Raw genomic sequence first — 12,865 nt, forward strand, 5'->3', positions numbered from 1 at the left:
GCGCAAGCGCTCATCGCGTCTACGACTCTTCGCGCAAGCGCTCATCGAAGGTCCGCCTCGTCTGCTCTCAATGCCCACGTAGCGAAACGCTCACCCTGCTCGCGTTGTTTCACGAAGTTACGAACAACTCTGTCGATGTAGTCACCGAGTTCGCTGGAGAGCACCTTGTGCTGGCGCAGCTTGCGGCCGAAACCGCTGTCAAGACCCAGGCTGCCGCCCAGGTGGACCTGGAAACCCTCGACCGGATCTCCCCCTGTGTCTTCGCTGATCATCTGGCCCTTGAAGCCGATGTCGGCGACCTGGATGCGGGCGCACGAGTTCGGGCAGCCGTTGATGTTGATGGTGACGGGCACGTCGAGCTGGGCGTTGATGTCGTCGAGCCGCTGCTCCAGCTCCGGGACCAGTGACTGCGACCGCTTGCGCGTCTCGGCGAAGCTCAGCTTGCAGAACTCGATGCCCGTGCAGGCCATCAGGTTGCGCCGCCAGTGCGACGGCGCCGACGGCAGGCCCAGCGCGTCCAGTCCGGTGCGCAGTTCCTCCAACTTGTCGTCGGGGACGTCGAGAACGATCAGCTTCTGGTACGGAGTGAACCGGACACGGTCGGAGCCTGCGGCCTCGGCGAGGTCGGCGACCTTGGACAGGATCGTGCCCGACACCCGACCGGCGATCGGGGCGACCCCGACCGCGTTGAGTCCATTGCGCAGCTTCTGCACCCCGACGTGGTCGACTGGGCGGGTCACCGGTTCGGGGGCGGGCCCGTCGATCAGCGGCCGCTTGAGGTACTCGGTCTCGAGAACCTCGCGGAACTTTTCTACACCCCAGTCCTTGATCAGGAACTTCAGCCGCGCCTTGGCGCGCAGCCGGCGGTAGCCGTAATCCCGGAAGACGCTGACGACGGCTTCCCACACATCGGGCACCTCGTCGAGCGGCACCCAGGCGCCGACCCGCTGACCGAGCATCGGGTTGGTGGACAGGCCGCCGCCGACCCACAGGTCGAAGCCGGGGCCGTGCTCGGGGTGCTCGACACCGATGAACGCGACGTCGTTGACCTCGTGCACCACGTCCTGCAGGCCCGAGATCGCGGTCTTGAACTTGCGCGGCAGGTTGGAGTACTCCGGCTTGCCGATGTAGCGCTGCACGATCTCGTTGACCGCGGGTGTGCCGTCGATCACCTCGTCGAGCGACTCACCGGCCAGCGGCGAACCCAGCACGACGCGGGGGCAGTCGCCGCAGGCCTCGGTGGTCTGCAGGCCGACCTCGTCGAGGCGGCGCCAGATCTCGGGCATGTCCTCGACCCGGATCCAGTGGTACTGGACGTTCTGCCGGTCGGAGATGTCAGCGGTGTCCCTGGCGAACTCGGTGGAGATGCCGCCGAGGGTGCGTAGCGCGGCGGTGGTCAGCGCGCCGCCGTCGCTGCGAACCCGCAGCATGAAGAACTCGTCTTCGAGCATGTCGGTGTTCTCGTCGCCGGTCCACGTGCCGTCGTAGCCGGGCTTGCGCTGCGTGTAGAGGCCCCACCAGCGGAAACGGCCGCGCAGATCGCCCTTGTCGATGCTCTCGAAGCCGTTCTTCGAGTAGATGTTCTCGATGCGGGCCCGCACGTTGAGGGGGTTGTCGTCTTTCTTGGACCGTTCGTTGGCGTTGAGCGGTTCGCGGTAGCCGAGTGCCCATTGGCCCTCGCCGCGGGGACGCTTGGCGGGTTTTGCGGAGGCAGGCTTGCCGGCGGATGTGTCTTGTGCGGTGGTCATCGGGTCGTGCTCCTCATCGGAGCCGGCGTTGCAGATCGCGCGCGTTCCACCGGTGGCTGTCCGGCGGCGCAGATCCGGGCGGCCAGCTGTATACAGTGCGGCAGGTTTCCGAAACTACGGGGTCAAGGCAGACAGCAACAGGTACAGACGCGCTTGAAGTCGACATGACGACGCACCACCAGCGAAACCCGGCGTGGGAGGCTGTGGGCTGAAGTCACGGAGCCAATTGTGCCACGAATGCACGCACCGCCCTAACCGGGCGAGATCTGCGCTCGCGATGAGCGAAGGCCCGCTCTGGGACACTGGTCGGGTGACGGTGCCGACGGAAGCGACGCTGCCAGGGCTGACGGCGCGCCCCGGCCGGCCGTTCGGCGTCTATGTGCACGTCCCGTTCTGCGCGACCCGATGCGGGTATTGCGACTTCAACACCTACACCCCGGCCGAACTGGGGGGCGCGAACCCGCAGGGTTGGCTCGAAGCGTTGCGGACCGAGCTGCGCCTGGCCGCGGCCCATCTCGGCGTCGCACCGCAGGTGCAGACCGTCTTCGTCGGCGGCGGCACGCCGTCACTGCTGGGAGCCGACGGGCTCGTGGCCGTGCTCGACGCGGTGCGTCACAACTTCACCGTCGCGCCCGGCGCCGAGGTGACCACCGAGGCCAACCCGGAGTCGACGTCGCCGCAGTTCTTCGCCCGGTTGCGGGCGGCCGGGTTCACGCGGCTGTCACTGGGAATGCAGTCGACGGCTCCGCACGTCCTCGCGGCACTGGACCGGGTGCACTCACCCGGCAGGGCGCTGGACGCCGCACGCGAGGCGAGGGTCCAGGGGTTCGACCACGTCAGCATCGACCTGATCTACGGAACGCCGGGGGAGACCGACGACGACCTGATGCGGTCGGCAGACGCTGCGGTCGCGGCGGGGGTCGACCACATCTCGGCGTACGCGCTGATCGTCGAGGACGGCACGGCGCTCGCCCGACGGGTGCGCCGCGGCGAGTTGCCCGCTCCCGACGACGACGTGCTGGCCCGCCGTTACGAACTGCTCGACGCGCGCCTGGCCGACGCCGGGTTCGACTGGTACGAGGTGTCGAACTGGGCTCGTCCCGGCGGACGCTGCCTGCACAACGTCGGCTACTGGGAGGGCGGCGAATGGTGGGGCGCCGGCCCGGGAGCGCACGGCTACGTCGACGCAACCCGATGGTGGAACGTCAAGCACCCCAACGCTTATGCCGAAACGCTTGCCCGCGGGGCGCTACCGGTCGCCGACTTCGAACAGCTCGACGCCGACACCTCCCACACCGAGGACGTGATGCTGCGGGTGCGGCTGCGCTCCGGCTTGCCGAGCGCACTGTTGTCGGCGCCCGAACGCCTCCGCGCCGCACGCGCCGTCGACGACGGCCTGCTGCGCCGCGACGGTGAGCGGCTGGTGCTTACCGACCGGGGACGGCTGCTCGCGGACGCGGTGGTGCGTGACCTGCTGAGCTGAGATCGGCTACAGCAGTGCGGCCGCCAACCGCCGCCACTGCTCCCGCGGGAACTCGGTGGGATCGGCGGTGATCACCTGGACGCAGACGTGGTCGGCGCCCGCCGCCCGATGCTCCTGAACGCGATGGCGCACAGCCTCAACGTCACCCCAGGCGATGATCGCGTCGAACAACCGATCGCTGACCGACTGCACGTCCTCCTCGGTGAACCCGGTGCGCAGCAAGTTGTTCGCGTAGTTCGGAAGCGCGAGATACGAACGCAGCCAACCGGTTCCGATAGCACGCGCCTGCTCCCTGTCGTCGGTGAGCATGACCGTCTGCTCGGGCAGCAGCAGCGGGCCGTCGCCGAGGACCTCGCGGGCGGTGCGGGTGTGGTCGGGCGTCGTCAGATACGGGTGCGCCCCGCGGGCGCGTGACGCCGACAGCTGCAGCATCTTCGGTCCGAGTGCGGCCAGCACGCGGTTGGCGACGGGTACCGGTTGCGGCGAGGCGTCGATGCCGTCGAGAAACGCCTTGGTGGCGGCCAACGGCTTGCGGTACAGCCCGGGTTCCTTCGAATCGATCAGCGGTGCATGGCTGACCCCGATGCCGAGCAGGAAGCGCTCGCCGTGCGTCTCGGTCAGCGTGGCGTACCGGGCGGCGACCTCCGACGGCTCGTGCATCCAGAGGTTGAGGATGCCGGTGGCGATCACCGTCTGCTTGGTGGCGGACAGCAGGTTGTCGACCGAATCCAGCACCGGCCCGCCGACGTCGGGGATCCACAGCGCCCGGAAGCCCAGCTCGTCCAGTTCGGCGGCGGCCTCGGCCGCCTCGGCGGGATTGCCGTAACGCAACTGCGAACTCCACAAGCCAACTCCGGACAGGTCCATGCCTTTACACATACACGACAGGTGTGACCGCTACGGTCGCTGCATGGCATTCGATCCCGGCGCCGTGGGCCGCGCGTTCTCCGAGCACCGTTTCGACGAGGCGCTGGAGCACCTGGCCAAGGACGTGACGTGGACGATCGTCGGCGGCATGGTCCTCGAGGGCGCCGAGGCCGTGCGGCAGACGTGCCGGGGGACGCTGGAGAGCCTGAAGGGCACGTCGGTCGAGTTCGACCGCTGCGTGACGGCCGCGGGCTCCGATGTCGTCGCCGTCGACACGGTGGCCCGCTACGTCCGACCCGACGGGGTCACCGCGGTCGCCAGCTGCGCCATCTACGAGTTCGACGACGAGAAGATCACGGCCATCACGTCCTACGCCGTCGAGGTGGATCCGGGGGACGCCGGCGCGCAGCCTCGGCGATGACGTAGCTCCCCTTCCGCGCGGCCGCTGTGCCAGGATGTTCGCCATGCCGACGTCGGGCTTAGGGAAGGCTATCCACACTGCTGTGCCGGGTGTCGCTCCGGTGACCCTGCCGTGGCGGTGAGCACAGTACGTCCGCACCGGCAACCGATGTCGCCCGAGGCGATCGCCCTCGTCGGTATCGGTTGCCGCTTGGCGGGCGACATCACCACACCCGACCGGTTCTTCTCGTTCCTGGTCGGCGGCGGGAGTGCCGTCACCGAGGTGCCGGCCGAACGGTGGGAGCCCTACCTGCACCGGGATCCGCGCAACGCCGCGGTCCTGCGGGAGACGACACCCTGGGGCACCTTCATCGACGACCTTCCCGGGTTCGACGCCGAGTTCTTCGGCATCTCACCGCGGGAGGCCGAGCTGATGGACCCCCAGCAGCGCCTCGCCGTGGAGGTTTCCTGGGAAGCGTTGGAGCATGCGGGCATTCCGCCCCGATCTCTGGCAGGCACCGACACCGCCGTGTTGATGGGCGTGAACTCCGACGACTACGGCAAGCTCCTGATGGAGGACCTCGCGGGGATCGAGGCGTGGACCGGGATCGGCACCTCGCTGTGCGGGGTGGCCAACCGGGTGTCCCATCTGCTGGACCTGCGCGGTCCCAGCGTCGCGCTGGACGCGGCGTGTGCGGCATCGTTGGTCGCGGTGCACCAGGCGTGCCAGCTGCTTCGCGACGGCGAGACCTCGCTCGCGCTCGCAGGCGGCGTCAGCGCGCTCATCGGTCCCGGCCTGACCAGGGTCCTCGACGTCGCGGGCGCGACGGCCCCCGACGGCCGGTGCAAGACGTTCGACGACGCCGCCGACGGCTACGGACGTGGGGAGGGCGCCGCCGTCGTCGTGCTCAAGAGGCTTGCCGACGCGCAACGCGACGGTGACCGGGTGCTCGCCGTCGTGCGCGGTGGCGCGGTGGCGCAGGACGGTCGCACGGTCGGCATCATGTCGCCCAACGGCGAGGCGCAGGAGGATCTGTTCCGGCTCGCGTGCCGGGTCTCCGCCGTCCCGCCGGCCAGCGTCGGCTACATCGAGGCCCACGGCACCGGGACCCCGACGGGCGATCCGGCGGAAGTGAGCGCGTTGTCGGCCGTCTACGGGCAGGGCCGGAGCGGCCCGTGTGCCCTCGGGTCGGTGAAGCCCAACACCGGTCATCTCGAAGGCGGCGCCGGCGTCGTCGGGCTGATCAAGGCGGCGCTCGCGCTACATCACGAGGTGCTGCCGCCCACCGCGGGGGTGCGCAACCTCACCACCGCGATCGACTGGGCCAACAGCGGATTGCGGGTGCCCACCGAGGCCGAACCCTGGCCCCGCGGTTCGGACCCCCGCCGCGCCGCGGTCTGCAGCTACGGCTACGGCGGCACCATCGCCCACGTCCTCCTCGAGGAGGCCCCGGCGGCCGAAAGCCCTCGTGCGACTCCGGTGCGGGCAGCCGTGATCCCGCTGTCCGCGCGCTCGGAGGCCCGTCTCGTCCAGCAGGCGGCGGCGCTGGCCGACCACCTGCGGGCGGCGGACTTCTCGGTGGACGAGGTCGCGGCGACGATGTGGACGCGCCGCTGCCATGAACCGGCCAGGGGCGCCGTGGTCACCGACGGCCTCATGGACGCCAACCCCGTGGGCACCGTTCTGGACGCGCTTGACGCGATGGCCCTGCAGGTGCGCGACCCCCGGGTGGTCACCGGGGCGGTCGTGCCCGGCGCGGAAAACGGTGCGGTGTGGGTGTTCTCGGGTCACGGATCGCACTGGGCGGGCATGGGGCGAGAGCTGTTGGCGACCGAGGCAGTCTTCGCGGCGACCCTTGATCAGGTCGACGTCGTGTTCCGCCGCGAGCTCGGGTTCTCTGCGCGCGAGGCACTGACCGCCGAGCAACTCGGCGGCACCGACCAGGTGCAGGCGCTGACGTTCGCGATGCAGGTCGGCCTGGCCGCGGTGCTGCGCGAGCGGGGTGTGGCGCCGGCGGCGGTGATAGGTCACTCGGTCGGTGAGGTCGCCGCCTGCGTGGTGTCCGGCGTGTTCGACCTCGCCCACGGCGCGGCCGTCGCGTGTTTCCGGGCGCGCGGCTTCCGGTCGGTGATGGGCGACGGCGCAATGGCACTGGCGCGGCTACCGTTCGACGAGGCGCAGCGACGGCTGCGCGGGCGCACCGACATCGTCGCGGCCATCAGCGCCTCGGCCGAGTCCACCGTGGTGTCGGGCACGGTCGCTGCGGTCGACGAGGTGGTGCAGGCGTGGACCGGCGAGGGTATGACGGTGCGCCGGGTCAACACCGATGTGGCCTTTCACAGCCCCGCGATGGATGCCCTGACCAATGAGCTGGCCCGCCTGGTCGGCGGGCTGCCGAAACCGCGGGCCGCGCAGGTGCCGCTCTACACGACCGCGTTGGCCGACCCGCGCTCGACGGCGCCCCGCGACCCGGACTACTGGGTGGCCAACCTGCGGGAGCGGGTGCGTTTCGCCGAGGCCGTGCGGGCCGCGGCCGAGGACGGCCACCGGCTGTTCCTGGAGGTGTCCGCGCATCCGGTGGTGTCGCACTCGATCGCCGAGACGCTGCTGCACGACAAGATGAACGACCACGCGGTGGTACCGGTGTTGCGACGCGACCAGCCCGAGCGACGGTCCGTCGGCGCGGCCGTCGCGGGCCTGTACTGCCATGGGGCGCCGGTCGCTCACGGCTTCACCATGGCGACTTCGTGGCAGGCCGATCTGCCCGGGACGCAGTGGCAGCATCGCCGGTTCTGGCGCACGCCGACGCCGCCGCCGGGTACCCGCGCGCTGCACGATGTCTCGGCGAACACGCTGCTCGGTGGCGTGATGGAGGCGACGGGGGCGGTGCCGGCTCGGGTCTGGCAGACCCGGCTGGACATGGCGAACCGGCCGTATCCCGGTGACCACCCGGTTCAGAACACCGAGATCGTGCCTGCCGCAGTGCTTCTCAACACGTTTCTGTCCAGTGCTTTCACGGCGGGCGGCACCTTGGCCGACGTGCGGCTGCGCACCCCGGTGGCGCCGGCACGGGCACGTGACATCCAGGTGGTCCTGCAGGACCGGTCGCTGCGGCTGTCGTCGCGGCTGATCGACGACGACGTTCAGGACGCCTCGGACGACAGCTGGCTCACCCACAGCAGCGCGGTGGTCGCGATCGACGACGAGACCGTCCAGCTGACGGGCGGCAGCGTCGGAGCGGACACGTGGCAGCGATGCCCGGAGGAGCTGCCACCCGGTCATGTCGTCGACACGCTCGCCGGCGTCGGGGTGGCGGCGATGGGATTCGGCTGGCAGATCCTTGCGCTGCGGCGAGGTGAGGGCGAACTGATTGCCCGGGTGTCCGCCGAACCCGACGGGTCGACGCCGTCGACATGGGCGGGTCTGCTGGACGCGGCGACGTCGGCGGCCTCGACGGTGTTCGACGGACCGCCGCGGCTGCGGATGCCTGCGCGAATCGACCGGGTGCACGTCTGCGGGGTACCGCCGGCGGTGGCGGTGCTGCACGTTCGGCTCCGGGAGGGCACCACCACCGACGTATCGATCGCCGACGAATCCGGCGCGGTGCTGGCCTCCATCACCGCGATGACGTTCGAGGAGCTCGAGAACCCGGCCGGCAGTGACACCTCGCGGATGCTGCATCACGTGGCGTGGCACTCCACACCGTGGCAGCCGGACAGCCGCCCGACCCAGGTCCTCGTGGTCGGGGGCGCCGACGACGAACTCGGCCCGCTCGAGCGCGATCTGGCCGCTGCGGGAGTGCCCAGCCACAGGTGCGCAGGACCCGATCAGCTCCCGGACCACCCGCCACGCGGGTCGGTGGTACTGCTGCTGCCTCCTGCCGACGACACCCCCGAGACCGCGGCCGAGCTGGTGTTGCGCGCGCTGAATCATTTGAACGACAAGGGCTCTCAGGCCCGGCTGTGGGTGCTGACGCGCGGCGTGCACGAGGGCGCCAATCTGGTGCACGCGCCGCTCTGGGGCATGGCCAGGGTCGCGGCCGCCGAGCACCCGCAGTTGTGGGGCGGGGCTCTCGACATGGCCGACGGTGCGCTGCCCGTCGGCGTCCTCGCCTCACTGCACGGACACGGTGTGGTGGTGGTGCGTGACGGCGTCGCCCTGACGGCCAGGCTCACCGCAGCACCGCCGCCGCGCGGCACCCCGATGACGTGCACGCCGGGCGGGACGTATCTGATCACGGGCGGCACCGGCGTCCTCGGCCTGCGACTCGCGCAACGGTTGGCCGACCTGGGCGCGCGCCGCCTTGTGCTGCTGTCCCGGTCGGGCATGCCGCGCCGCGAGGACTGGGGTGGCGAGGGCCATCGGGAGGTGGTTCGTGCGGTCGCGGCGCTTGAAGAGCGGGGCGTCTCCGTCCACGTCGCGGCGATCGATATCGGGGCAGACGGGGCCGGAGATCGACTGCGGGCGCTGCTGCGGGAACAACCACCGGTGCGTGGCGTCATCCACGCCGCGGGGGTGGAAGCCGGTGCCCTGCTGATCAATACGACCCCCGAGGACATCCGGACGGCGATGCGCCCCAAGGTCGGCGGCACCCTGGCGCTGCAGGATGTGTTCCCGCCCGGACAGCTGGACTGGATGGTGCTGTTCTCCTCGTGTGGCTACCTCGCGGGCTTTCCCGGGCAGGGCGCCTATGCGTGCGCGAACGCCTTCCTCGACGCGGCGGCGCGCCGCCGGCGCAGCCTGGGAGACCGAACCGTCAGCGTCGCGTGGACCGCCTGGCGCGGCCTCGGCATGGGGTCGGCATCGGGATTCGTTGCGGCGCAGCTGGAAGCGCTGGGCATGGGCACCATCGGCGCCGACGACGCGATGCGGGCCCTGGACGCCGCGATGCGCGGCGACGATCCCAATGTCGTGGTATTGCCGGTGCTTCCGGAGGCAGCCGCGGTGCCGATCCTCGCGGATGTGGCGCCGACGGGGGAGTCGGACTCCGCCGCCGGTGGCGCTCCGGTCGGTCCAGGCGACGCGGACGTCGACGAATGGGTCGCCCAGCAGGTCGTCGAGGCGGTGGCCCACGAACTCGGCCTCGCGGCAGATGATGTCGATCCGCGGGCGCCGCTCGTCGAGACCGGCGTCGATTCGATCATGACCGTCGCGCTGCGTCGCGGGCTCGAGAAGCGCACCGGTCTGGCCCTGCCGCCGACGCTGCTGTGGGAGCACCCCACGGCAGCCGCGGTCACCGCTCGAATCGTCGAACTACTTACGCCCCAGGGTGTTTCGTCCTCAGAGGGGGTGTCCTCGGTGTGAACCCGGACCGGTGGTTCAGCGGGGTCCCATCATGCCGCCCGGTCCCATCCCACCCGGTCCCATCCCACCCGGTCCCATCCCGCCCGGTCCCATGCCGCCGCCCGGTCCCATCATGGCGGGCATGCCCTCGTTGACGAATCCCGTGACCTCGACCGCATGCTCGCGTATGACCCTTGTCAGATTCGGATCACTCGAGGTCTCCACTGCGACCACGCCCTTGGGTATCAGCGTGATCTCACGCCGGTAGTCGCCGGCGCGCTGGAACAGCGTGGGCAGGGTTGCGCTCATGCACATGACTTCGGAGCCTTGGTCGAGGTTCGAGTACATCGCCGACACGTGCGCCTGTAACCGGGTGACGAGGTCGGGTGCGTCCGATTCGGTGGTGGTGCGCACGCCCCCCGGGATCTCTTCGACCGTTCGTCGCAGCTCACCGTGCCGCATGAACATGTCCATGTAGCTGCGCATGTCCATGGGTGGGCCGTTCATCATCATCCCGTGACCCGCCATCCCCACGTCGGCCGGGAGCCGGGCGGCAGGGGTGGAATGCGGCGGCACGCCGAAGACGCCCCGCAGGGTGTATGCCAGCCCGAGCGCTCCGCCGCCCGCGGCAAGAGCAGCCAGCATCTGTCGCCTGGTCAGCCCGTTCATGTCCTCGATACTCCTCTCAATTCACCCGGAATGAAAGGTGCTTGCAGAGAGCAGGTTCTTCGGGGCGGACCGGGGGATCGCGGGCCAAAAGCACTGACGACGGCACATCGGCTGCGCACGCACCGGGACACGGCGAATAATCGAACTGTGGCCGATCGGACCGCGCTCGCCGAGGACCTGGAACGCGCGCGTGCGCGATTCCATCGGCTGCTGTCATCGATGAGTGAGGACGACTGGGGCAAAGCGTCCCGCGGAACGCGGTGGACCAACGAAGAGCTGTTGTTCCACATGGTGTTCGGGTACATGTTGGTGGCGCGGCTGTTGACCTTGTTAAGGGTGTTCGGTCGGCTTCCCGATGTGGTCGGCCGCGGGTTTGCCCGCACCCTCGACGCGGGCACCGTCCCCTTCCACGCCGTCAACTACTACGGCTCATGCGCAGCGGCGCGCTATTACCACCGCGGACGCATGGGCGCGAAGATGGACCGCGTCATTGCCTCGCTGCAAAGGTCTTTGGCCCATGAGCGCGACAGCGATTTCCTCAGGGGGATGCACTATCCGACTCGTTGGGATCCGTTTTTCCAGGACTACATGACGCTGGAGGATGTCTATCGATACCCCGGCAGGCACTTCGATTTCCACGAGCGGCAGATCTCGGCGGACAACCTCGGGTGAAGCGCGCGTCAGGATTCGCCAACGCGGCCATGACGGTTCAGCGTGCGGCGACCAGCCTTTCCACGACCTGTTTCTTGTCGACCTTCCCGACGGCGGTGGTCGGCAGCGACGGCATCGGCGCGAGCACGTCCGGCCTCGCGTGAGCTGACGCGCCGCGCTCGTCCAAGAACGCATTCAGCTCGGCGAGCGTGATCGGCCTCCCGCGGAAAACCACTGCAGCGCAGATTTTTTCACCAAGATACGCGTCGGGCAAAGCCACCGCGGCGGCCGCGTGGATCGCGGGGTGGGTGTGGAGGTGGTCTTCGAGGTCCGTCGCGGACACCGTCTCGCCCCCGCGGTGGATGACATCCTTTATCCGGCCGACAACCTCGACGTAGCCGGCCCTCGGGCCGTCGGTGAAGATCCGCACCCGGTCACCGGTGCGATAGAAGCCGTCGGGCGAGAAGGCACGCGCGTTGGCGTCGTCGGCCCGGTAGTAGCCGTTGAGCGTGTAGGGGCCGCGCACCAGGAGTTCGCCCTCTTCGCCAGGTGGCACGTCGTCGCCCTTCTCGTCGACCACGCGCATCTCGTCGTGCGCCGACATCGGTCGGCCCTGGGTGTGCACCAGCACGTCGACCGGATCACCGGGACGGGTGAAGTTCAGCATCCCCTCGGCCATGCCGAAGATCTGCGACATGCCCGGGGTCAGTTTGTCCAGGATGAAGCGGGCGTCTTCGGGGCTCATCCGGGATCCCCCGACCTGAACGAACCGCAGGGACGTCGGCAGCACCGGCTCCCAGTCGCAGGCCTGAGCCCACAGCTTCGCCAGAGCGTTGACCAGGCCGGTGACGGTGATCCGGTGGTGATCGATCAACGCGAACGCCGATTCGGGGCTGGGGTCGGCGGTGAACACGGTCGGCGCCCCGACGGTCATCGAGCCGAGCAGACCCGGGCACGCCAGCGGGAAGTTGTGCCCCGCGGGCAGCGCCACCAGATAAACGTCGTCCCCGGTCATCTGGCAGGCCTGCGCGCAGGCATGCGCGTTGTAGACGTAGTCGTCGTGGGTACGGGCGATGAGCTTCGGCAACCCGGTGGTGCCACCGGACACCAGCAGCAGCGCGGGGAGGTTCGGATCGACGGGCCGTCGTCGTCGTACCGGGGGGCCGTCGAACTCGAGCAGTGTCGACCACGGGATGAAGGGGCCGCTTTCCCCGTCGACGATCACGTGGCGCAGTGCCGGGTGCTCGGCGCTCAACTGGGCGGCCATGTCGCGGTAGTCGAACCCGCCGGCCTTGTCGGCGATGATCAGTGCGACCGCCCCGCTGACCTCGGCGAAGTGACCGAGTTCGGCGGTCCGGTGCCCGGGCAGGCACATCACCGGGACGGCTCCGGCCCGCAGCAGCCCGAACAGTGCGACGGCGAACTGGCACGAGTTCGGCAGCTGCAACAGCACCCGGTCGCCCTGGGCGATCCCGAGGTGGGCCAGCGCCGCGCCGACCCGGTCGGCCAGCGCATCGAGCGCGGCGAAGGAATAGGTGTGCGCGGGGTCGACGATGGCCGTCCGCTGCGGCCAGGCGGCCGCCGCCTCGGTGAGGATGGAATCGAGGGGACGGCCCGTCCAGTAACCGGCCCGGCGGTATTCGTCGGCACGCTCCGCCGGAAAAGGCACGAACCCGACCGCCAGGTCGGTGTCGTCCGGTTGAAGGCGTGGGTGATCGCCCTGATCAGGTAAGTATCCGGTGCTCATCAGTCAGAATCGCCGCT

Annotated in this window: 9 protein-coding genes; 4 read left to right on the top strand and 5 right to left on the bottom strand. The window is 69.7% G+C overall.

Annotation, left to right across the window (positions count from 1 at the left end; all coding sequences use genetic code 11):
• Nucleotides 1-41: 41 nt before the first annotated feature.
• Nucleotides 42-1,748 carry a nitrite/sulfite reductase gene (locus tag H7I57_RS25875; RefSeq protein WP_264027055.1) on the bottom strand — a complete coding sequence of 569 codons (1,707 nt, stop codon included), beginning with the start codon at nt 1,746-1,748 and terminating at the stop codon, nt 42-44.
• Between the two features lie 122 nt (nt 1,749-1,870).
• Nucleotides 1,871-1,966, bottom strand: coding sequence for an Ms4527A family Cys-rich leader peptide (locus H7I57_RS33875; RefSeq protein ID WP_372510411.1), 96 nt, complete (start codon nt 1,964-1,966; stop codon nt 1,871-1,873).
• A 92-nt stretch (nt 1,967-2,058) separates the two neighbouring features.
• Here H7I57_RS33875 and hemW point away from each other — a divergent pair, with 92 nt between their 5' ends.
• A complete protein-coding gene (gene hemW, locus H7I57_RS25880) occupies nt 2,059-3,231 on the top strand; it encodes a radical SAM family heme chaperone HemW (protein WP_264027057.1) in 1,173 nt (390 codons plus the stop codon).
• 6 nt (nt 3,232-3,237) lie between these two features.
• On the opposite strand, the gene H7I57_RS25885 is transcribed toward hemW, so the two are convergent.
• Nucleotides 3,238-4,098, bottom strand: coding sequence for an LLM class F420-dependent oxidoreductase (locus H7I57_RS25885; protein WP_264027058.1), 861 nt, complete (start codon nt 4,096-4,098; stop codon nt 3,238-3,240).
• Between the two features lie 43 nt (nt 4,099-4,141).
• Here H7I57_RS25885 and H7I57_RS25890 point away from each other — a divergent pair, with 43 nt between their 5' ends.
• On the top strand, nt 4,142-4,519 hold the full coding sequence (locus H7I57_RS25890; RefSeq protein ID WP_264027062.1) for a nuclear transport factor 2 family protein: 378 nt from the start codon (nt 4,142-4,144) through the stop codon (nt 4,517-4,519).
• 147 nt (nt 4,520-4,666) lie between these two features.
• Entirely contained in the window at nt 4,667-9,802 is a 5,136-nt protein-coding gene (locus H7I57_RS25895; RefSeq protein ID WP_264027178.1) for a type I polyketide synthase, read from the top strand.
• Between the two features lie 15 nt (nt 9,803-9,817).
• Here the strand turns inward: H7I57_RS25895 and H7I57_RS25900 are convergent, their stop codons facing one another.
• Nucleotides 9,818-10,450, bottom strand: a complete 633-nt coding sequence (locus H7I57_RS25900; RefSeq protein ID WP_264027064.1) for a hypothetical protein — start codon at nt 10,448-10,450, stop codon at nt 9,818-9,820.
• A 147-nt stretch (nt 10,451-10,597) separates the two neighbouring features.
• On the opposite strand from H7I57_RS25900, the gene H7I57_RS25905 reads away from it, so the two are divergent.
• Complete coding sequence (locus H7I57_RS25905) at nt 10,598-11,122, top strand: DinB family protein (RefSeq protein WP_264027065.1); 525 nt, start codon at nt 10,598-10,600, stop codon at nt 11,120-11,122.
• A 37-nt stretch (nt 11,123-11,159) separates the two neighbouring features.
• Here the strand turns inward: H7I57_RS25905 and H7I57_RS25910 are convergent, their stop codons facing one another.
• Nucleotides 11,160-12,848: a (2,3-dihydroxybenzoyl)adenylate synthase gene (locus H7I57_RS25910; RefSeq protein WP_264027066.1), complete on the bottom strand. Its 1,689-nt coding sequence runs from the start codon at nt 12,846-12,848 to the stop codon at nt 11,160-11,162.
• Nucleotides 12,849-12,865 lie beyond the last annotated feature (17 nt).

Source organism: Mycolicibacterium pyrenivorans (assembly GCF_025821625.1).
Taxonomy (GTDB): Bacteria; Actinomycetota; Actinomycetes; order Mycobacteriales; family Mycobacteriaceae; genus Mycobacterium; species Mycobacterium pyrenivorans.

Coding starts and splice junctions, on each gene's coding strand:
- H7I57_RS25875 (WP_264027055.1), bottom strand. CDS start 1,748: ATGACCACCGCACAAGACACATCCGCCGGCAAGCCTGCCTCCGCAAAA.
- H7I57_RS25885 (WP_264027058.1), bottom strand. CDS start 4,098: ATGGACCTGTCCGGAGTTGGCTTGTGGAGTTCGCAGTTGCGTTACGGC.
- H7I57_RS25890 (WP_264027062.1), top strand. CDS start 4,142: ATGGCATTCGATCCCGGCGCCGTGGGCCGCGCGTTCTCCGAGCACCGT.
- H7I57_RS25895 (WP_264027178.1), top strand. CDS start 4,667: ATGTCGCCCGAGGCGATCGCCCTCGTCGGTATCGGTTGCCGCTTGGCG.
- H7I57_RS25900 (WP_264027064.1), bottom strand. CDS start 10,450: ATGAACGGGCTGACCAGGCGACAGATGCTGGCTGCTCTTGCCGCGGGC.
- H7I57_RS25910 (WP_264027066.1), bottom strand. CDS start 12,848: ATGAGCACCGGATACTTACCTGATCAGGGCGATCACCCACGCCTTCAA.